Source organism: Rhizobium sophoriradicis (assembly GCF_025200795.1).
GTDB lineage: Bacteria > Pseudomonadota > Alphaproteobacteria > Rhizobiales > Rhizobiaceae > Rhizobium > Rhizobium sophoriradicis.
Window position 1 is genome coordinate 1,276,714 of the sequence record NZ_CP104152.1, and the last position, 17,932, is coordinate 1,294,645.

Consider the following 17,932-nt stretch of genomic DNA (forward strand, 5'->3'; position numbering starts at 1 on the left):
CGTTGCGGCATGATTTCCAGCCGGTATCTGGCGGTAGGCTTTCCGTTGGGTAAACGTATGTGAGCGCTGCCGGATGGAGTAAGCTTTCCTTCATCCTGTCATGGAGAAAAGCCGGGGGAGACGCCGCCGGGGGCTCGCGGTCATCAGCCATTTACGGGAAAGAGGCTGCTGGCGCCGAAGCTCGATGCATGTCGCCCGGAAGTGTGCAGCGGTTCCCGGATGACGACATGCATCAAAGAGGAGCCCGCCGTGCCCCGTCTTCTTAACGTTATCCTCATGCGTGTCTTGAAGAGGAGGGCACGGACACTCTATGTAGGGATATGGCATTTTCTTTGATTCCCGGCGGCCGCCGGCATGACGTTGACAAAGGACGCACATGAGAAACCCAGTTGATACCGCAATGGCCCTCGTGCCGATGGTCGTGGAACAGACCAACCGCGGTGAACGCTCCTACGACATCTATTCCCGCCTGTTGAAGGAACGCATCATTTTCCTGACTGGCGCCGTCGAGGATCACATGGCGACGCTCGTCTGCGCCCAGCTGCTCTTCCTCGAGGCCGAAAACCCGAAGAAGGAAATCGCCCTCTACATCAATTCGCCCGGTGGCGTCGTCACCGCCGGCATGGCGATCTACGATACGATGCAGTTCATCAAACCGGCGGTTTCGACGCTTTGCATCGGCCAGGCCGCGTCCATGGGCTCGCTGCTGCTGGCCGCCGGCCACAAGGACATGCGCTTCGCCACGCCGAACTCCCGCATCATGGTGCATCAGCCCTCGGGCGGCTTCCAGGGCCAGGCTTCCGACATCGAGCGCCACGCCCGCGATATCCTCAAGATGAAGCGACGGCTGAACGAGGTCTATGTGAAGCACACCGGCCGCAGCTACGAGGAAGTTGAAAAGACCCTCGATCGTGACCATTTCATGGATGCGGACGAAGCCCAGGGCTGGGGCGTGATCGACAAGGTTCTGACGTCCCGCCTCGAAATGGAAGGCGAGCAGGCCTAGTAATAAATTGGGATGGTGTTTTTGCCGCCACAGTTCTATCTCATTTGTGATCGAACAAGGCTTTCAACTGGCGACGAAGACGCTAATAGTAACTATTAATGCTATGTTGAATTTTTGTGACATAGCATTTGGCATTCGAAGGGGATTCGTTGCCGCCGGAACCAGGACATGGTTGACTGGAACCGGTTCGTAGCCCCTGAAGCCCTTCTCGGCAAAGGCTCCGGAAACGGAGTGCCGCCAGGAGCTGATAGAGTGGACCGCGATTTCGCCTTGAAATGCGGCGTGCTGGAAGGAAAATGATATGAGCAAGGTCAGCGGCAGCAACGGCGGCGACTCCAAGAACACCCTCTATTGTTCGTTCTGCGGAAAGAGCCAGCACGAAGTCCGGAAGCTGATTGCCGGACCGACCGTCTTCATCTGCGATGAATGCGTCGAATTGTGCATGGACATCATCCGCGAGGAAAACAAGTCCTCGATGGTCAAGTCCCGCGATGGCGTTCCGACGCCCCAGGACATCATCAAGGTCCTCGACGAATATGTCATCGGCCAGCGGCAGGCGAAGAAGATCCTGTCTGTCGCCGTTCACAACCATTACAAGCGCCTGGCGCACGCTTCCAAGAACGGCGAAGTCGAGCTGGCGAAGTCGAACATCATGCTGGTCGGCCCGACCGGCTGCGGCAAGACCTATCTTGCCCAGACGCTGGCCCGGATCATCGACGTTCCCTTCACCATGGCCGATGCGACGACGCTGACCGAAGCCGGCTATGTCGGCGAGGACGTCGAAAACATCATCCTGAAGCTCCTGCAGGCGGCTGACTACAATGTCGAACGCGCCCAGCGCGGCATCGTCTACATCGACGAAGTCGACAAGATTTCGCGCAAGTCCGACAACCCGTCGATCACCCGCGACGTCTCGGGCGAGGGCGTGCAGCAGGCGCTTCTGAAGATCATGGAAGGAACGGTCGCTTCCGTTCCGCCGCAGGGCGGCCGCAAGCACCCGCAGCAGGAATTCCTGCAGGTCGACACGACGAACATCCTGTTCATCTGCGGCGGCGCCTTCGCCGGTCTCGACAAGATCATCTCTGCCCGCGGGGAGAAGACCTCGATCGGCTTCGGCGCCACCGTCAAGGCTCAGGACGACCGCCGCGTCGGCGAAGTCCTGCGCGAGCTGGAGCCGGAAGACCTGGTCAAGTTCGGCCTCATTCCCGAATTCATCGGCCGTCTGCCGGTTCTGGCGACGCTCGAGGATCTCGATGAGGATGCGCTGATCCAGATCCTGTCCGAGCCGAAGAACGCGCTGATCAAGCAGTACCAGCGCCTGTTCGAGATGGAAGACGTCGAACTGACCTTCCACGAGGACGCGCTGCGCGAAATCGCCCGCAAGGCGATCGTGCGCAAGACCGGCGCCCGCGGCCTCCGTTCGATCATGGAGAAGATTCTTCTCGACACGATGTTCGAACTGCCGACGCTGGAAGGTGTGCGCGAGGTCGTCATCTCGGAGGAAGTGGTGCGCGGTTCGGCCCGTCCGCTCTATATCTATGCCGACCGTCAGGAAGAAAAGGCCAACGCTTCGGCGTGACCTTGCACTTTCGCACCATTATTTTGGGGGCTTGCCATCGGCAGGCCCCTTTCTATTTGAAAAATCATGTGAGGCGTTGTTAATATTTTGCCGGTGGGACCGGAATTGCCTTTGCCGATGTTGCGCAGGGGTAATGCTTGGCAATGATGGGATGATCTCGTAAGCCTTTTCTGGCGTTGTATTGAGCCTGGTCGGAAATGGTAAGCGCCGGTCCAGCTAGGCGCTTCATAGTGTTGACGTTCCGTTGTAACAAAGCTGTCACATCCCGGGGAACGCGGGCGTTAGCGTGGCTTGAAAAGCGTAGTCAGAACCTCCACTTGTAGAGCCAAGTGAGAGCCGGCCGGTCCCAAGCGGCCGTGCAGAGAGCCCGGTAACGGGACGATGGAAAGGACAAAAAAATGACGAAGAAAACGTCTGTAGCGAGCAGCACTGCCTACCCTGTTTTGCCTTTGCGCGACATCGTGGTGTTCCCGCATATGATCGTGCCGCTGTTCGTCGGACGGGAAAAATCGATCCGTGCGCTCGAAGAGGTCATGGGCTCCGACAAGCAGATCATGCTGGTGACGCAGATCAACGCCAGCGACGATGATCCGGACCCTTCGGCGATCCACAATGTCGGCACGGTCGCCAATGTGCTGCAGCTGCTTAAGCTGCCCGACGGCACCGTCAAGGTTCTGGTCGAAGGCCGCGCTCGCGCCGAGATCGACACCTATACCAGCCGCGAAGATTTTTATGAGGCGCTCGGCCATGTGCTCGAGGAGCCGCATGACGATCCTGTCGAGCTGGAAGCTCTTTCGCGCTCGGTCGTTTCCGAATTCGAGAGCTATGTAAAGCTCAACAAGAAGATTTCGCCCGAAGTGGTTGGCGCTGCCAGCCAGATCGACGACTATTCCAAGCTTGCCGATACAGTCGCCTCGCACCTGTCGATCAAGATCACCGAGAAGCAGGAGATGCTGGAGACGACCAGCGTCAAGGCTCGCCTCGAAAAGGCTCTCGGCTTCATGGAAGGCGAGATCTCGGTTCTGCAGGTCGAAAAGCGCATCCGTTCGCGCGTCAAGCGCCAGATGGAAAAGACCCAGCGCGAATACTACCTCAATGAGCAGATGAAGGCGATCCAGAAGGAGCTCGGCGACGGCGAGGAAGGCCGCGACGAGATGAGCGAACTGGAAGAGCGCATCGCCAAGACCAAGCTCTCCAAGGAGGCCCGTGAAAAGGCCGATGCGGAGCTGAAGAAGCTGCGCCAGATGAGCCCGATGTCGGCGGAAGCCACCGTCGTGCGCAACTATCTGGACTGGCTGCTCGGCATTCCCTGGGGCAAGAAGTCGAAGATCAAGGCCGATCTCAACAATGCCGAGAAGATCCTCGAAGCCGATCACTTCGGTCTCGACAAGGTCAAGGAGCGCATCGTCGAATATCTCGCCGTGCAGGCCCGCGCCACCAAGATCAAGGGCCCGATCCTCTGCCTCGTCGGCCCTCCGGGCGTCGGCAAGACCTCGCTCGCCCAGTCGATCGCCAAGGCGACCGGCCGTGAGTATGTCCGCATGGCGCTCGGCGGCGTTCGCGACGAAGCCGAAATCCGCGGTCACCGCCGCACCTATATCGGCTCGATGCCCGGCAAGGTCATCCAGTCGATGAAGAAGGCGAAGAAGTCCAACCCGCTCTTCCTGCTCGACGAGATCGACAAGCTCGGCCAGGACTATCGCGGCGATCCGTCCTCTGCTCTGCTCGAAGTGCTCGATCCGGCGCAGAACTCGACCTTCATGGACCACTACCTCGAAGTCGAATACGATCTGTCCGATGTGATGTTCATCACCACGGCGAACACGCTGAACATTCCGGCGCCGCTGATGGACCGCATGGAAATCATCCGCATCGCCGGCTACACCGAGGATGAAAAGCGCGAGATCGCCAAGCGGCACCTGCTGCCGAAGGCCATCAAGGAACATGCGTTGCAGCCGGAAGAATTCTCGGTCAGCGACGACGCCCTGATGGCGATCAGCCAGCAGTATACCCGCGAAGCCGGTGTCCGCAGCTTCGAACGCGAATTGATGAAGCTCGCCCGCAAGGCGGTCACCGAGATCATCAAGGGCAAGACGAAGTCCGTTCACGTGACGGCCGCCAACATCGCCGATTACCTCGGCGTCCCGCGCTTCCGTCACGGCGAAGCCGAGGGCGAGGATCAGGTCGGCGTCGTTACCGGTCTTGCCTGGACGGAAGTCGGCGGCGAGCTGCTGACCATCGAAGGCGTGATGATGCCGGGCAAGGGCCGCATGACGGTCACCGGCAATCTGAAGGACGTCATGAAGGAATCGATCTCGGCAGCGGCTTCCTATGTCCGTTCGCGCGCCGTCGATTTCGGCATCGAGCCGCCGATGTTCGAAAAGAACGACATCCACGTGCACGTGCCGGAAGGCGCGACGCCGAAGGATGGCCCCTCGGCCGGCGTCGCCATGGCGACCGCCATCGTCTCGATCATGACCGGCATCCCGGTCAACAGGCACGTGGCCATGACCGGTGAGATCACCCTTCGCGGCCGTGTGCTGCCGATCGGCGGTCTCAAGGAAAAGCTGCTCGCGGCGCTCCGCGGCGGCATCAAGAAGGTGCTGATTCCGGAAGAGAACGCCAAGGATCTGGCGGAGATCCCGGACAATGTGAAGAACAGCATGGAGATCATCCCGGTCTCCCGCATGGGCGAGGTGATCAAGCACGCGCTCGTCCGCCGGCCCGAGCCGATCGAGTGGGATGGCACGGTGGAAACGCCGGTGATCACATCGGTCGAAGGCCTTGATGAGACGGGCGCAACCATAGCGCATTGAGTGGCGCTTGCCACATTTATGCCCATTTGGCGCAAAAGACGCAAAAAGGCTGGCGGAAACGCCAGCCTTTTTTGTGAAAACGTCATGGAGACGCTTGCTTTTCCTTGATTTGCAGGGCTTTTGGGTTCCCGGCGGGCCTGATGAAACCTATTCTGCGCCTAGCTTACATTTGAGTCGTTTCATACCATTTAGAAAGGGGTGGAAACATGAACAAGAATGAACTCGTGTCCGCAGTGGCCGAAAAGGCAGGACTGACGAAGTCTGACGCGGCTTCCGCTGTCGACGCGGTTTTCGACGTTGTCCAGGCTGAACTCAAGAACAAGGGCGACATCCGCCTCGCAGGGTTCGGCAGCTTCACCGTTTCTCATCGTGCCGCATCGAAGGGCCGCAACCCGTCCACCGGCGCTGAAGTCGATATTCCGGCTCGCAACGTGCCGAAGTTCACGCCCGGCAAGGGCCTGAAGGACGCCGTCAACGGCTGATTTGAGATTATCCGCCAGCCGTAAACGAGACCGGCTGTGTAGGGTTTTTTTGAGAGGGGTTCGGCATTGCCGGGCCCCTTTTCGTTATGGCCGCTTGCCGCATACGGCACTTTGTTTTACCACGGAGCTGTTCTCAGGGCGGGGTGAAACTCCCCACCGGCGGTAAGGGCTGCGGCCCGAGCCCGCGAGCGTCTTCCCAAGCTTCGGTTAGGGAGGGGTCAGCAGATCCGGTGCGATTCCGGAGCCGACGGTATAGTCCGGATGAAAGAGAATGAGCATGGCCGCGCGCGGGCAGGGGACTGCCGGCCTCAGCGTGTCGTCGCCTCATGCGTCCTGATTTATGTTGGTCCCAGGTTTCGGATGAAAGACATGAATCAGAATTCCCTTGCAGTCTCGCAATCGCGCGCCCTTGCCGGCGCAACTTTCATGGTGCTTGGAGGCGTGGCCTTTTCGCTCCTCAACGTCGTCACCCAGTGGCTGACCATGAAGCTCGCCTTTCCTCCGGCCTCGGCGGCCTTCTGGCAATATGCCTTCGCCTTCCTTTTCTCCTTGCCCTTCCTGCGCAAGGCAGGTCTTTCGGCCATGCGCACCAACTATCCTTGGCGGCATGTCGTGCGCGTGGTCTTTGCCGCGCTCGGCGTCGCGGCCTGGGTTTCCGGCCTTGCTTCGGTGCCGATCTGGCAGGCGATTGCGCTCGTCATGACCTCGCCCTTCTTCATCATCCTCGGCGCCCGCCTGTTCCTCGGCGAGCGCGTCGGCGCCGCCCGATGGGCGGCCACCGCTGTCGGCTTTGCCGGCGCGATGATCATCCTGCAGCCATGGTCCGACAGCTTCACCTGGGCAGCATTGCTGCCGGTGCTCTCGGCGCTGCTCTGGGGCGCATCGTCGCTGATCACCAAGAGCCTGACCGGCATTGAGAAGCCGGAGACGATCACCGTCTGGCTGCTGGTGCTGCTGACGCCGATCAACGGCGGGCTGGCGCTTGCGGCGGGCCTTGCCGTGCCGACGGGTGCGACGCTAGCGCTCTTCCTGCTGGCGGGCCTCCTGACGGTCGTGGCGCAATATCTGCTGACCCTTGCCTATGCCAGCGCCGACGCTGCCTATGTGCAGCCGTTCGACGATCTGAAGCTGCCGCTCAATGTGCTCGCCGGCTGGCTGTTCTTCGGTTATGCGCCGGCCGGTTATCTCTGGCTGGGAGCCGGATTGATCCTCGCCGCATCGCTCTTCATCATGCGCAACGAGATCCGCCGGGAAAGGCAAGCGGCCTCCTCGTGAAAATGTCACGGACTGTCATGTCTCTGTCATGGCAGTCCCGCAGAAAACCCATGTTTCGACTATTCGACACATGGGGGATTTCATGACAATTTCATCGCGCAAGGCAGCGCTTGCTGCCGTGCTTCTCGCATCCGTCGCCCTTCCGGCCGCGGCCGAACCGGTTTTTAACCGCATCGCCTCTTTCCCGGTCGCCCAGAACCTGCCTGACGACAAGGACAAGCTCGCGGCGACATCGGCCGAAATCATCACCGCGACCGACGACGGCAAGACGCTGATCTACAGCGACAGCCCGCTCGGCGCGATCGGCTTCATCGACATCACCGATGCCAAGGCGCCGAAATCAGGCGGCGCGCTGATGATGGATGGCGAGCCGACATCGGTCACCTCGAGCGCCGGTAAGGCGCTCGTCGCCGTCAACACCTCCGAGAGCAAGGCGAAGCCCTCAGGCCGTCTGGCGATCGTCGACGTGGCGACCAAGAAGATCGAGAGCACCTGCGATCTCGGCGGCCAGCCGGATTCGATCGCCCTCAACAAGGACAAGACGCTCGGCACTATTGCAATCGAAAACGAGCGCGACGAAGACGTCAATGACGGCAAGATCCCGCAGATGCCGGCCGGCGACCTCGTCGTCTTCCAGGTTAAGAACGGCACTGTTGATTGCGGCAGCATCAAGCATGTGACGCTAACCGGTCTCGCCGGCGTTGCCCCTGAGGATCCGGAGCCGGAATTCGTCGCCTTCAACGGGCTGAACGAGATTGCCCTGACGCTGCAGGAAAACAACGAGATCGTCATCATCGACGCCAATACGGCCGAGGTGAAGACGCATTTCTCCGCCGGCAGCATCGATCTCACCGGCATCGACACCAAGCGTGATGGCGCCCTGAAATTCACCGGCGAATCGAAGGGCGTGCTGCGCGAGCCCGATGCCGTGAAGTGGCTGGACGACAACCGCCTCGTCGTTGCCGATGAAGGCGATTACCAGGGCGGCTCGCGCGGCTTCACCATCTTCGACAAGGCGGGCAAACTTCTCTACGAATCGGGCGCATCCTTCGAACGCGCCGTCGCCCATATCGGCCACTATCCGGAAAGCCGTTCGGGATCGAAGGGCGTCGAGCCGGAAGGCCTCGAAGCCGCCAAGTTCGGCGATGACCAATATTTCTTCCTGCTCGCCGAGCGCGCCTCGCTCGTCGGCGTCTATAAGGATACCGGTGCGGATCCCGAGCTCGTGCAGCTGCTGCCATCGGGCATTTCGCCGGAAGGCGCGGTCGCCATTCCCCAGCGCAATCTACTGGCGACAGCCAACGAACTCGACCTCGGCAAGGATGGCGGAGCACGCTCGCATGTGATGATCTACGAGCGTTCGGAAGGTGGGAAAGCCTATCCGCAGATCGTCTCCGCCGATAAGGACGGCAATCCGATCGGCTTCGCAGCCCTTTCCGGTCTCGCTGCCGTTCCCGGCAAGCCGGGCATGCTCTATGCCGTCAGCGACAGCGTTCTCGGCTCGCAGCCGACGATCTACACGATCGATGCCAGCACGAGGCCGGCCGTCATCACCGACGCCCTCGTCGTCAAGCGTGACGGCGCCCCGGCTCAGAAGCTCGACATCGAAGGCATCGCGGTCGCCGCCGACGGCTCCTTCTGGCTCGCCTCGGAAGGCTATGGCGAGCGTCTCGTCCCGCACGCCCTCTACAACGTCAACGCCAAGGGCGATATCAAGGCCGAGATCGCCCTGCCGAAGGAACTCGCCGCCAACGAAATCCGCTTCGGTTTCGAAGGTGTGACCATTATCGGCAGCGGCGACGATGCCACGCTCTGGATGGCGGTTCAGCGCGAGTGGGCCGACGACGAGAAGGGCTTCGTCAAGCTCGTCTCCTACAATCCGAAGAAGAAGGAATGGGGCGCCGTGCGCTATCCGCTCGACAAGACGGAAAGCGGCTGGGTCGGCCTGTCGGAAATTTCGGCTCAGGGCGACAGCGTCTACATCATCGAGCGCGACAACCTCGTCGGCGATGCCGCCAAGCTGAAGAAGCTCTACAAGGTGGCGATCTCGGAGCTGAAGCCCGCCAAGCTCGGCGGCGAACTTCCCGTCGTCAAGAAGACCGAAGCCCACGACTTCCTCGGCGAGTTGAAGACGGCGACCAACGGCTACGTGCTCGACAAGCTCGAAGGCTTCACCTTCGATGCATCGGGCAAACCCTACGCCGTCACCGACAACGACGGCGTCAGCGACTCCTCCGGCGAGACCTTGTTCTTCCCGGTTGATCTCAGCGCGACAAACTGAGTCGTCACAGACATACAAAAGAAGAAGCCGGGCGAAAGCTCGGCCTCTTCTCTTTGATGCCGTAACTCCTCACTTCCGTTATCACAGCCTTGATGCCGAGGACCCATGGGGCGTCCGCATTCGCAGTGAGGCGAGGGCATCCGACTGAAGAACATCTGCAAAGCAGAGGGCTTCGGCATGGATGCTCGGGTCAAGCCCGAGCATGACGGAGATTGGGGGGAAACGGGCGGCAGGAGGCGAGATGCTGTAGCAATTCCAATAGCTTGCGTGGTGCCGCGACGTCGGAGTTTGGCATGGACGCTTCCCCACACTTCGTCATCCTCGGCCTTGAGCCGAGGATCCATGCCGCGGCCTCTCACGCATGCGGGTGCATGCTCGGCTCAAGGCCGCGCATGAAGAAGGAGAGGCGTGAGGACGAGGTCGGCTCACCGATGCTTCGGCAGCCCCCAGCTCCAACCCTACCAGCGCTGATGCACATGCGGCGCGATCAACCGCGCATAAATCTCGCGTGTTGCCGCCATGACATCGGCCGAGAGCGGCGCCAGATCGGCGGCGGCCGCATTGGCCTTGGCCTGTTCGCCATTGCGGGCGCCTGGAATGACGACGGTGACGGCGTCGCTCATCAGAATCCAGCGCAGCGCAAAGGCGGCCATGGTCCCGCCGGCGGGCACCAGCTTGCGCACCTCTTCCACAGCCTGCAGGCCGACCTCGAATGGCACGCCGGCAAAGGTCTCGCCGACATCGAAGGCTTCGCCGTGGCGGTTGAAATTCCGGTGATCGTCGCTGGCAAAATGCGTCTCGCGGGTGATCTTGCCGGAGAGCAGGCCGCTTGCCAGCGGCACACGGGCGATGATCGCCACGTTCCTGCGGCGCGCCTCGGCGAAGAACAGGTGATCGGGGCGCTGGCGGAAAATGTTGTAGATGATCTGGATGCTGACGACGCCGGGATATTCGATAGCCTTCAGCCCGTCCTCGACCTTTTCGACGCTGACGCCGTAGCCCTTGATCTTGCCGGCCGTCTGCAGCGCGTCGAGACCTTCGAAGACCTCCGGCTGGTAAAACACTTCGCGCGGCGGGCAGTGCAACTGCACCAAGTCGAGGCTGTCGACGGAAAGGTTTTTCAGGCTGCGGTCGATGAAGCCTTCGAGATTGGCCTTGCTGTAGCCTTCGGCGATATGCGGATTGAGGCGGCGGCCCGCCTTGGTGGCGACCATCGGGCGCTTGCCGCCGCGCGCCTTCAGTACGTCGGCAATGATTTTTTCCGAGCGGCCGTCGCCATAGACGTCAGCCGTATCGATGAAGGTCATGCCGGCGTCGAGTGCGGCATTCAGCGCCGCGCGCCCGTCCGCTTCGCTGATATCGCCCCATGAGCCGCCGATCTGCCAGGCGCCGAAGCCGACATTGGTGACGGTGAAGGGCATACGTCCGAAAGCATGGTGTTTCATGAGAAATTCTCCCAATGCATGTTGTCCGGAAGTGTGCAGCGGTTCCGGGATAACGACATGCGTAAAAACAAAGAACTAAAGCGCGTCGCATGAACCAAGTTCAATGCGACGCGCTTTAGGTGATGAAAGATATTGGCCTATCAGCCGGGCGACTATGCGGCAATTGCCGATCCGGCCTTGATTGGTCGCTTCGATGAAATATCGTCAGCTTACAAGGCTTCAACCGCAATGGAATAGAAAAGGAAAAATCATGGAGATCAAACCCGCCGGCTCTCGCCCCTCGATGAAACCGCCGGCCGATTATTTCACCGGCGCCGTTCGCCAAGATCCGCTGATCGAGCCGCCGGCGCCCGCCCGGGTACGGGTAACCTCCGTCACCTTCGAACCCGGCGCCCGCACGGCCTGGCACACGCATCCGCTCGGCCAGACGCTGATCGTCACCTCGGGCAAGGGCCTTGCCCAGAGCTGGGGCGATGACATCCGCGAGATTCGCGCCGGCGACACCGTCTGGTTCGCGCCGGGCGAAAAACATTGGCACGGTGCTGGCCCGGACACGGCGATGACGCATATCGCCATACACGAGGCGCTGGACGGCAAACATGTCGACTGGATGGAGCATGTCAGCGACGCGCAATATTCCGGCGCGGTGTCGGCCGGTTAGAGCCGTTTCAGGCAATAGGAAAAATGCGCATGTGATTCGACGGTCAGGAACTCGAATTGCCAGCCATAATCCTTGCAGAATTTGGTGACCGCCTCGACGACGCCGTAGACGATCGGCTTGACCGTATTGCCGGTGCAGAAATCATGCCCGGCAATGCGCCCTGTCCGCTTCACTTTCTTTTCGCAGAGCAGCAGCTCCTGCCAGGTGAGTTCGAAGGAATGGTCGGTATCGATATAGGCCCAGTCGAGAAAGTCGTCCTCGAATTCGGCCAGCTTTTCGAGAGACGTGCCCTGCATCAGGTGCAGCCGCCCGGCCGCGATCTCGGCCGCGAATTGCGTGTGGATCGAATCGAGGCCGGAGCTGTAGCGGTCCATCGACCAGGGATCGATGAGGTAGAGCTGCGCCGGGCGGTTCTTTTCCAGGATTTCCGCCGTATATTCGCCGAAGGCGGCCCCCACCTCGACGCCGATGCCGCCATTCGGGATCCGGTAGAGCAACTCGCCGCGATCCGGCAACAGGCGGGCGTTTTCTATATGATGGGCGCTGAGTGGGGTGCGCGGCATGCTCGCCCTAAGCGCCTGCCTTTCTTCACGTGTCTTCATCTCTGATCTCGGATTGCGGGCGGTTGACGGCCCAGATGCGGGTCTGCGGGGAACGTAGGAGCAGGGGACCTCGATGACAACCACATGACGGGAATTTGCTTCTTTCGGACAAATCGCTAAGTTTCATTCGTGGACCGACGAAAAAGCCTCGGGAGGAGCGATTTCATGAGACGCATGTGGCCGGAAGAATTCAACGCCGTCTTCAACGGAGCCGAGGAGGTGATGTTGGAATCACCCGCCGAGGCCGGCGAAGCGCCGTTGCACCGGAAGGCGCTGAGGGCGCGCATCACCATGGAGGATTACGAGCGGATCTGGCCGCTCGCCGAGATGCGCTTCCGGCTGGGCGAAGGGAATCTGGCCGGCAAGGCCGTCACGCTGATCACCACCAATCCCCACTACCACGCCTGGCATCCGAAGGACGGCGGCAGCGTCGAGTCGGTCTCCGACAGCGGCCGCCACTTCAAGACGGATTATATCGTCGTGCATTTCCTGCTCGACGACGTCAAGGAAACCTCTCCCGCCTGATATGTCCAAGCCGGTGCCGGCCCGCGAGCCCGCACCGGCATCCGCATTCTGTTGACGCCGGCGTGATTCCGAGCCTGATGACAATCGCGGCGATATCGCTAAGTTTGCGGAAATTTCTCACCAAATTGGAGGTTCCCGTGACGGCGAACGTGCTGGATATTCCTGTCAAATCAGTGGATGGTCGTGAAACCACGCTCAACGACTACAAGGGCAGGGTGCTCTTGATCGTCAATGTCGCCTCGAAATGCGGGCTCACGCCGCAATATGAGGGGCTCGAAAAGCTCTACGGGGAAAAGCGCGAGCGCGGCTTCGTCATCGCCGCTTTCCCCGCCAACGATTTCAAGGGCCAGGAGCCCGGCACCGACGCCGAGATCCTCGATTTCTGCACCAGCACCTACGACGTCACCTTCCCGATCTTCTCGAAGATCTCGGTCAAGGGCGAGACCCAGCACCCGCTTTACCGGCAACTGATCAAATCAGGCGTGAAGACCACCGGCGACGGCCCGATGCGCGAACGGCTGAAAGCCCACGGCATATCAGCTGGCGACGAGGACGACATCCTCTGGAACTTCGAAAAATTCCTGATCGGCCGCGACGGTAAAGTCGTCGCCCGCTTCGCGCCTGACGTGACGGCAGATGATTCGCGGCTGGTTTCGGCAGTGGATAAGGAACTGGCAAAGGGATGAATGCCCTCGGGCTGCCAGGCGCTGAACGTCTTCAGATACCAAGCACGGTCACCATCGGAGGCGTAAAGTCCTTGAAGCCCAATCTCGGCCAGTCGCATCTCGCGTCAAAGCGCGCCTTTGGTTTGTGGCGCTGGCAGTTCGGCTTCGTCTTGAATGCATAGCCAGGCAGGCTGACATAGGTGGGACTTGGCGCGCCAACGGCAATCGCGATGCATAGCGTCAATGCGGAGATGAGAGTCCTCATGGCACCCCCCAGGCGTGAGAAACCTTCAAGCGCGGAGACTTTCCGGGCGGCGAATATTCCCACTTTTGCCGCCTCCCATCCATTCGCCCAATCGGAGGTGCCTCAGCAGCGGGAGTAGTCCGTTCTGGTGGAGGTCTCAGACGGCGAACGCATCAGAATCTGCCGGACGTCGCGCTGTTCTGGGGCGAAATGTCTTCCCCGAATCCACCTCGAAAGTGGGTACGAAGGAGCGCCGAGCGTCGGTCTGCGAGCCCGCGATATGACTTAGGTATTGATCGGACAGGAGAGAAAATGGTGGGCGATGAGAGACTCGAACTCCCGACATCCTCGGTGTAAACGAGGCGCTCTACCAACTGAGCTAATCGCCCATCGCGAGCGAAGCCGGATCGGCCTGCCGCGTTGGTGGCCGTGATCTATGCGGATCGCGGCAAAACCGCAAGAGTGTTTGTGAAGAATTTTTGATTTTTTTGGCGTCAGTCCTGTCCTTTGCCGTCGCGGTTGGGCACAGCCGGCTGTGGATAAAGGGGAGGGGAAGGTGGCAGGCATCACGGCTTCGACCGGGTCGTCGGCTTCGATCGGGCTCCGTGCCGCAGCGGCAAACGAAATTGCCGGCTTTTCATTCTCCCCGCATGGGTCTTGCCGAAACAATTCAACGACTGTCATGGTTTTGTCTCCAAACCTGCTTGACACTAAAAGACGAACCCCGTAGTTAGCCGCTCATCGAAACGGGCAGCCGTTTTGGTGAGGGTGCGAAGGCATCCGGATTGCTTGAAATGAAGTGCGGGTGTAGCTCAGTCGGTTAGAGTGCCGGCCTGTCACGCCGGAGGTCGCGGGTTCGAGCCCCGTCACTCGCGCCATTTCAAAAAAGGCGACAAATCGCCGCCGTCCGGCTCTTTCGTCCACTATGCGCGGGTGTAGCTCAGTCGGTTAGAGTGCCGGCCTGTCACGCCGGAGGTCGCGGGTTCGAGCCCCGTCACTCGCGCCATTCTCTTCCGATAGCCATGCAGTTTCCAGGGGTCAGGCATGCAGCTTGAATCAGCTTCTGCGGATTTGTCGCGACATCGTTGCATCTGCTTGATAATGTCCGCGCGCGACGCGTCGAATTGCCTCTGTAAAAGTCTTGCGCCGGGGCTTCGGCTGCGCTAACCACGGCTTGTTGCAACGCACGTTCGCTTGCCGGGCAATTGCCCAAATGCGCCGCCTGGCGCCTCCGGCAAGCAAGGATGAACATGATGACTGAACTGCTCAGTTCCTATATTCCGATCGCTATCTTCATTGCTATCGCGCTTGTCATCGGCCTGGCGCTGCTCATTGCGCCGTTCGCCGTGGCTTTCAAAGCGCCCGATTCGGAAAAGCTCTCGGCTTACGAATGCGGCTTCAACGCTTTCGACGACGCCCGCATGAAGTTCGACATCCGCTTCTATCTCGTGTCGATCCTCTTCATCATCTTCGACCTCGAAGTCGCCTTCCTCTTCCCCTGGGCCGTTTCCTTCGGCGCCATCGGCTGGTTCGGCTTCTGGTCCATGATGGTCTTCCTCCTCGTGCTGACCATCGGCTTTATCTATGAATGGAAAAAGGGAGCCCTGGAATGGGAGTGACCCCTGTGAGCAATCAGCCGCTCGTTGCCCGGCAGTCGAAGGGGATCATCGATCCCTCGACCGGCAAGCCGATCGGCAGCAATGACGCCTTCTTCGGCGAGATCAACAACGAACTCGCCGACAAGGGTTTCCTCGTCACCTCGACCGACGAGCTGATCAACTGGGCCCGCACCGGCTCGCTGATGTGGATGACCTTCGGCCTTGCCTGCTGCGCCGTCGAAATGATGCAGTTGTCGATGCCGCGTTATGACGTCGAGCGCTTCGGTTTTGCGCCGCGCGCCTCGCCGCGTCAGTCCGACGTGATGATCGTCGCCGGCACGCTGACCAACAAGATGGCACCCGCTCTGCGCAAGGTCTACGACCAGATGCCCGAGCCGCGTTACGTTATCTCGATGGGCTCCTGCGCCAATGGTGGCGGCTACTACCACTATTCCTATTCCGTGGTGCGCGGCTGCGATCGCGTCGTGCCGATCGATATCTACGTGCCGGGCTGTCCCCCCACGGCGGAGGCGCTGCTCTACGGCGTGCTTCTGCTGCAGAAGAAGATCCGGCGCACCGGCACGATCGAACGCTAAGGGTTAAGGACAAGGCATATGAGTGAAGCCCTGACTGAGCTTGCGTCCTATCTTGGCGAAGCGCGCGGCAATCTGATCGCCGCATCGCAGATGAAGTATGGCGAGCTGACGCTGACGGCGACGGGTGAAAACCTGATCCCGCTTTTGACCTTCCTGCGTGACGATGCCAAATGCGGTTTCGTCAACCTGATCGATATTTGCGGGGTCGACTGGCCGCAGCGCGAACTGCGTTTCGACGTCGTCTATCATCTGCTGTCGCCGAAGCAGAACCTGCGCATCCGCGTCAAGGTCGCGACCGATGAGGATACCCCGGTGCCGTCCGCCTGCGCCGTCTATCCCGGCGCCGACTGGTTCGAACGCGAAACCTGGGACATGTACGGCGTTCTCTTCACCGGTCATCCGGACCTGCGCCGCATCCTGACCGACTACGGCTTCGAAGGCCACCCGCTGCGCAAGGACTTTCCGACGACCGGTTTCGTCGAAGTCCGTTACGACGATGCTGCCAAGCGCGTCGTTTACGAGCCGGTCGAGCTTAAACAGGAATTCCGCAACTTCGACTTCATGTCGCCCTGGGAAGGTACTGAATACGTGCTGCCCGGCGACGAAAAAGCGAAGCAATAAACTGAAGGCGGCTGGTGGGCTTGTGCCTGCCACTCACTGGTTATCTGAGAACGCGAGCCCATCGCCATGACCGAACATAACGTCCGCAACTTCAACATCAATTTCGGACCGCAGCATCCGGCGGCGCATGGCGTTCTTCGTCTTGTCCTGGAGCTTGACGGCGAAATTGTGGAGCGGGTCGATCCGCATATCGGCCTCTTGCACCGCGGCACCGAGAAGCTGATCGAGACCAAGACCTATCTTCAGGCCGTGCCCTATTTCGATCGACTCGATTATGTCGCGCCGATGAACCAGGAGCATGCCTATGCCCTGGCCGTCGAAAAGCTGCTCGGCATCGACATCCCGATCCGCGGCCAGCTGATCCGCGTGCTCTATTCGGAGATCGGCCGCATCCTGTCGCATCTCCTGAACGTCACCACGCAGGCCATGGACGTCGGCGCGCTGACGCCGCCGCTCTGGGGCTTCGAAGAGCGCGAAAAGCTGATGGTGTTCTATGAGCGCGCCAGCGGCTCGCGCATGCATGCCGCCTATGTCCGTCCGGGTGGAGTCCATCAGGATCTGCCGGAAAAGCTGGTGCAGGATATCGGCGACTGGTGCGACCCCTTCCTGAAGGCGCTCGACGACATCGACAACCTGCTCACCGGCAACCGCATCTTCAAGCAGCGCAACGTCGATATCGGCGTCGTTTCGCTGGAAGACTGCTGGGCCTGGGGCTTCTCCGGCGTCATGGTGCGCGGTTCGGGCGCTGCTTGGGATCTGCGTCGCGCGCAGCCTTACGAATGTTATTCCGATCTCGAATTCGACATTCCGATCGGCAAGAACGGCGACAATTATGACCGTTACCTGATCCGCATGATCGAGATGCGCGAATCTGTCCGCATCATGAAGCAATGCGTCAACCGTCTGCTCTCGGATGCCAAGACCGGTCCTTTCTCGTCGATCGACGGCAAGGTCGTGCCGCCGAAGCGCGGCGAGATGAAGCGCTCGATGGAAGCGCTGATCCACCATTTTAAGCTCTATACCGAGGGCTACCATGTTCCGGCCGGTGAAGTGTACGCCGCGGTTGAAGCGCCGAAGGGCGAGTTCGGCGTTTATCTCGTCTCCGACGGCTCCAACAAGCCGTATCGCTGCAAGATCCGCGCGCCCGGCTATGCGCATCTGCAGGCGATGGACTTCATGTGCCGCGGCCACCAGCTTGCCGACGTCGCAGCCGTGCTCGGCTCGCTCGACATCGTCTTCGGCGAGGTGGACCGCTGATGCAGCGTCTGCCGCTTGCCGTCGCTCTCCTTCTTTCGGCATCCGGGGTTTCGGCTCAGGAGGCCGACACCCTCGGCACGCCGTTGGGCCATAAGGAAGTGACGCCGCCGGCGGCGCAAGCGTCCATGGGCGAGCTTTTGTCCAAGGGCTATCAGATCAAGGCTGCCATCCCGAATGGCAGCAAATTCGTCGTATTTATGCAGAAAGACCAGTCGGCCTATGCCTGCGAAATGCAGTCTTTGACCGCTTCGCGGTGTGGAACCCTAAACTGACAAGGCG

General features: G+C 60.5%; 17 protein-coding genes, 3 tRNA genes and 1 riboswitch. Of the genes, 16 read left to right on the forward strand and 4 right to left on the reverse strand.

Features of this window, described 5'->3' with window-relative positions; genetic code table 11:
* Positions 1-376: 376 nt before the first annotated feature.
* The 6 genes from clpP to N2597_RS06345 all read left to right on the forward strand — a co-directional run bounded on the left by clpP (position 377) and on the right by N2597_RS06345 (position 9,439).
* Positions 377-1,006, forward strand: a complete 630-nt coding sequence (gene clpP, locus N2597_RS06320; RefSeq protein ID WP_038688182.1) for an ATP-dependent Clp endopeptidase proteolytic subunit ClpP — start codon at positions 377-379, stop codon at positions 1,004-1,006.
* Positions 1,007-1,307: 301 nt separating this feature from the next.
* A complete protein-coding gene (gene clpX, locus N2597_RS06325) occupies positions 1,308-2,585 on the forward strand; it encodes an ATP-dependent Clp protease ATP-binding subunit ClpX (RefSeq protein WP_004680013.1) in 1,278 nt (425 codons plus the stop codon).
* A 398-nt stretch (positions 2,586-2,983) separates the two neighbouring features.
* Positions 2,984-5,401 (forward strand): endopeptidase La, encoded by a 2,418-nt coding sequence (gene lon, locus N2597_RS06330; protein WP_077993333.1) that lies wholly within the window; start codon positions 2,984-2,986, stop codon positions 5,399-5,401.
* Positions 5,402-5,607: 206 nt separating this feature from the next.
* Positions 5,608-5,883, forward strand: a complete 276-nt coding sequence (gene hupB / locus N2597_RS06335; RefSeq protein WP_003547346.1) for a DNA-binding protein HupB — start codon at positions 5,608-5,610, stop codon at positions 5,881-5,883.
* Positions 5,884-6,008: 125 nt separating this feature from the next.
* Positions 6,009-6,160: riboswitch (FMN riboswitch) on the forward strand.
* 83 nt (positions 6,161-6,243) lie between these two features.
* A complete protein-coding gene (locus N2597_RS06340; protein ID WP_423228306.1) occupies positions 6,244-7,158 on the forward strand; it encodes a DMT family transporter in 915 nt (304 codons plus the stop codon).
* Positions 7,159-7,240: 82 nt separating this feature from the next.
* Entirely contained in the window at positions 7,241-9,439 is a 2,199-nt protein-coding gene (locus N2597_RS06345; RefSeq protein ID WP_225881376.1) for an esterase-like activity of phytase family protein, read from the forward strand.
* Between the two features lie 458 nt (positions 9,440-9,897).
* Here N2597_RS06345 and N2597_RS06350 read toward each other — a convergent pair whose 3' ends face one another.
* Positions 9,898-10,884 (reverse strand): aldo/keto reductase, encoded by a 987-nt coding sequence (locus tag N2597_RS06350; RefSeq protein ID WP_077993335.1) that lies wholly within the window; start codon positions 10,882-10,884, stop codon positions 9,898-9,900.
* Positions 10,885-11,134: 250 nt separating this feature from the next.
* Between N2597_RS06350 and N2597_RS06355 the strand changes: the two genes are divergently transcribed.
* A complete protein-coding gene (locus N2597_RS06355; protein WP_183596788.1) occupies positions 11,135-11,545 on the forward strand; it encodes a (R)-mandelonitrile lyase in 411 nt (136 codons plus the stop codon).
* On the opposite strand, the gene N2597_RS06360 is transcribed toward N2597_RS06355, so the two are convergent.
* Complete coding sequence (locus tag N2597_RS06360; RefSeq protein WP_077993343.1) at positions 11,542-12,147, reverse strand: class I SAM-dependent methyltransferase; 606 nt, start codon at positions 12,145-12,147, stop codon at positions 11,542-11,544. The genes N2597_RS06355 and N2597_RS06360 overlap by 4 nt on opposite strands.
* Before the next feature lie 165 nt (positions 12,148-12,312).
* Here N2597_RS06360 and N2597_RS06365 point away from each other — a divergent pair, with 165 nt between their 5' ends.
* A complete protein-coding gene (locus N2597_RS06365; protein WP_009994650.1) occupies positions 12,313-12,672 on the forward strand; it encodes a hypothetical protein in 360 nt (119 codons plus the stop codon).
* 137 nt (positions 12,673-12,809) lie between these two features.
* The gene (locus N2597_RS06370; RefSeq protein WP_009994648.1) at positions 12,810-13,358 is read left to right on the forward strand and encodes a glutathione peroxidase; all 549 of its coding nucleotides are present in this window, start codon (positions 12,810-12,812) and stop codon (positions 13,356-13,358) included.
* Between the two features lie 31 nt (positions 13,359-13,389).
* On the opposite strand, the gene N2597_RS06375 is transcribed toward N2597_RS06370, so the two are convergent.
* Both N2597_RS06375 and N2597_RS06380 read right to left on the reverse strand, forming a co-directional pair.
* On the reverse strand, positions 13,390-13,602 hold the full coding sequence (locus N2597_RS06375) for a hypothetical protein (RefSeq protein WP_077993439.1): 213 nt from the start codon (positions 13,600-13,602) through the stop codon (positions 13,390-13,392).
* A gap of 292 nt (positions 13,603-13,894) precedes the next feature.
* Positions 13,895-13,970, reverse strand: a tRNA-Val gene (locus tag N2597_RS06380).
* 412 nt (positions 13,971-14,382) lie between these two features.
* Between N2597_RS06380 and N2597_RS06385 the strand changes: the two genes are divergently transcribed.
* The 7 genes from N2597_RS06385 to N2597_RS06415 all read left to right on the forward strand — a co-directional run bounded on the left by N2597_RS06385 (position 14,383) and on the right by N2597_RS06415 (position 17,925).
* A tRNA-Asp gene (locus tag N2597_RS06385) sits at positions 14,383-14,459 on the forward strand.
* A 51-nt stretch (positions 14,460-14,510) separates the two neighbouring features.
* A tRNA-Asp gene (locus N2597_RS06390) sits at positions 14,511-14,587 on the forward strand.
* Between the two features lie 247 nt (positions 14,588-14,834).
* Entirely contained in the window at positions 14,835-15,200 is a 366-nt protein-coding gene (locus tag N2597_RS06395) for an NADH-quinone oxidoreductase subunit A (protein WP_010055493.1), read from the forward strand.
* Positions 15,191-15,775 carry a NuoB/complex I 20 kDa subunit family protein gene (locus tag N2597_RS06400; protein WP_077993345.1) on the forward strand — a complete coding sequence of 195 codons (585 nt, stop codon included), beginning with the start codon at positions 15,191-15,193 and terminating at the stop codon, positions 15,773-15,775. The genes N2597_RS06395 and N2597_RS06400 overlap by 10 nt, the downstream gene beginning before the upstream one ends.
* An 18-nt stretch (positions 15,776-15,793) precedes the next feature.
* The gene (locus N2597_RS06405; RefSeq protein WP_077993347.1) at positions 15,794-16,396 is read left to right on the forward strand and encodes an NADH-quinone oxidoreductase subunit C; all 603 of its coding nucleotides are present in this window, start codon (positions 15,794-15,796) and stop codon (positions 16,394-16,396) included.
* Positions 16,397-16,462: 66 nt separating this feature from the next.
* Complete coding sequence (locus N2597_RS06410; protein ID WP_039619107.1) at positions 16,463-17,653, forward strand: NADH-quinone oxidoreductase subunit D; 1,191 nt, start codon at positions 16,463-16,465, stop codon at positions 17,651-17,653.
* A complete protein-coding gene (locus N2597_RS06415) occupies positions 17,653-17,925 on the forward strand; it encodes a hypothetical protein (protein ID WP_038688197.1) in 273 nt (90 codons plus the stop codon). Before N2597_RS06410 ends, N2597_RS06415 begins: the two co-directional genes overlap by 1 nt.
* The last annotated feature ends 7 nt before the right edge of the window (positions 17,926-17,932 follow it).

What these genes read in the sequence shown, in the direction of transcription:
- clpP (WP_038688182.1), top strand. Translation starts at nt 377, where the DNA reads ATGAGAAACCCAGTTGATACCGCAATGGCCCTCGTGCCGATGGTCGTG.
- clpX (WP_004680013.1), top strand. Translation starts at nt 1,308, where the DNA reads ATGAGCAAGGTCAGCGGCAGCAACGGCGGCGACTCCAAGAACACCCTC.
- lon (WP_077993333.1), top strand. Translation starts at nt 2,984, where the DNA reads ATGACGAAGAAAACGTCTGTAGCGAGCAGCACTGCCTACCCTGTTTTG.
- hupB (WP_003547346.1), top strand. Translation starts at nt 5,608, where the DNA reads ATGAACAAGAATGAACTCGTGTCCGCAGTGGCCGAAAAGGCAGGACTG.
- N2597_RS06340 (WP_423228306.1), top strand. Translation starts at nt 6,244, where the DNA reads ATGAAAGACATGAATCAGAATTCCCTTGCAGTCTCGCAATCGCGCGCC.
- N2597_RS06345 (WP_225881376.1), top strand. Translation starts at nt 7,241, where the DNA reads ATGACAATTTCATCGCGCAAGGCAGCGCTTGCTGCCGTGCTTCTCGCA.
- N2597_RS06350 (WP_077993335.1), bottom strand. Translation starts at nt 10,884, where the DNA reads ATGAAACACCATGCTTTCGGACGTATGCCCTTCACCGTCACCAATGTC.
- N2597_RS06355 (WP_183596788.1), top strand. Translation starts at nt 11,135, where the DNA reads ATGGAGATCAAACCCGCCGGCTCTCGCCCCTCGATGAAACCGCCGGCC.
- N2597_RS06360 (WP_077993343.1), bottom strand. Translation starts at nt 12,147, where the DNA reads ATGAAGACACGTGAAGAAAGGCAGGCGCTTAGGGCGAGCATGCCGCGC.
- N2597_RS06365 (WP_009994650.1), top strand. Translation starts at nt 12,313, where the DNA reads ATGAGACGCATGTGGCCGGAAGAATTCAACGCCGTCTTCAACGGAGCC.
- N2597_RS06375 (WP_077993439.1), bottom strand. Translation starts at nt 13,602, where the DNA reads ATGAGGACTCTCATCTCCGCATTGACGCTATGCATCGCGATTGCCGTT.
- N2597_RS06395 (WP_010055493.1), top strand. Translation starts at nt 14,835, where the DNA reads ATGACTGAACTGCTCAGTTCCTATATTCCGATCGCTATCTTCATTGCT.
- N2597_RS06400 (WP_077993345.1), top strand. Translation starts at nt 15,191, where the DNA reads ATGGGAGTGACCCCTGTGAGCAATCAGCCGCTCGTTGCCCGGCAGTCG.
- N2597_RS06405 (WP_077993347.1), top strand. Translation starts at nt 15,794, where the DNA reads ATGAGTGAAGCCCTGACTGAGCTTGCGTCCTATCTTGGCGAAGCGCGC.
- N2597_RS06410 (WP_039619107.1), top strand. Translation starts at nt 16,463, where the DNA reads ATGACCGAACATAACGTCCGCAACTTCAACATCAATTTCGGACCGCAG.
- N2597_RS06415 (WP_038688197.1), top strand. Translation starts at nt 17,653, where the DNA reads ATGCAGCGTCTGCCGCTTGCCGTCGCTCTCCTTCTTTCGGCATCCGGG.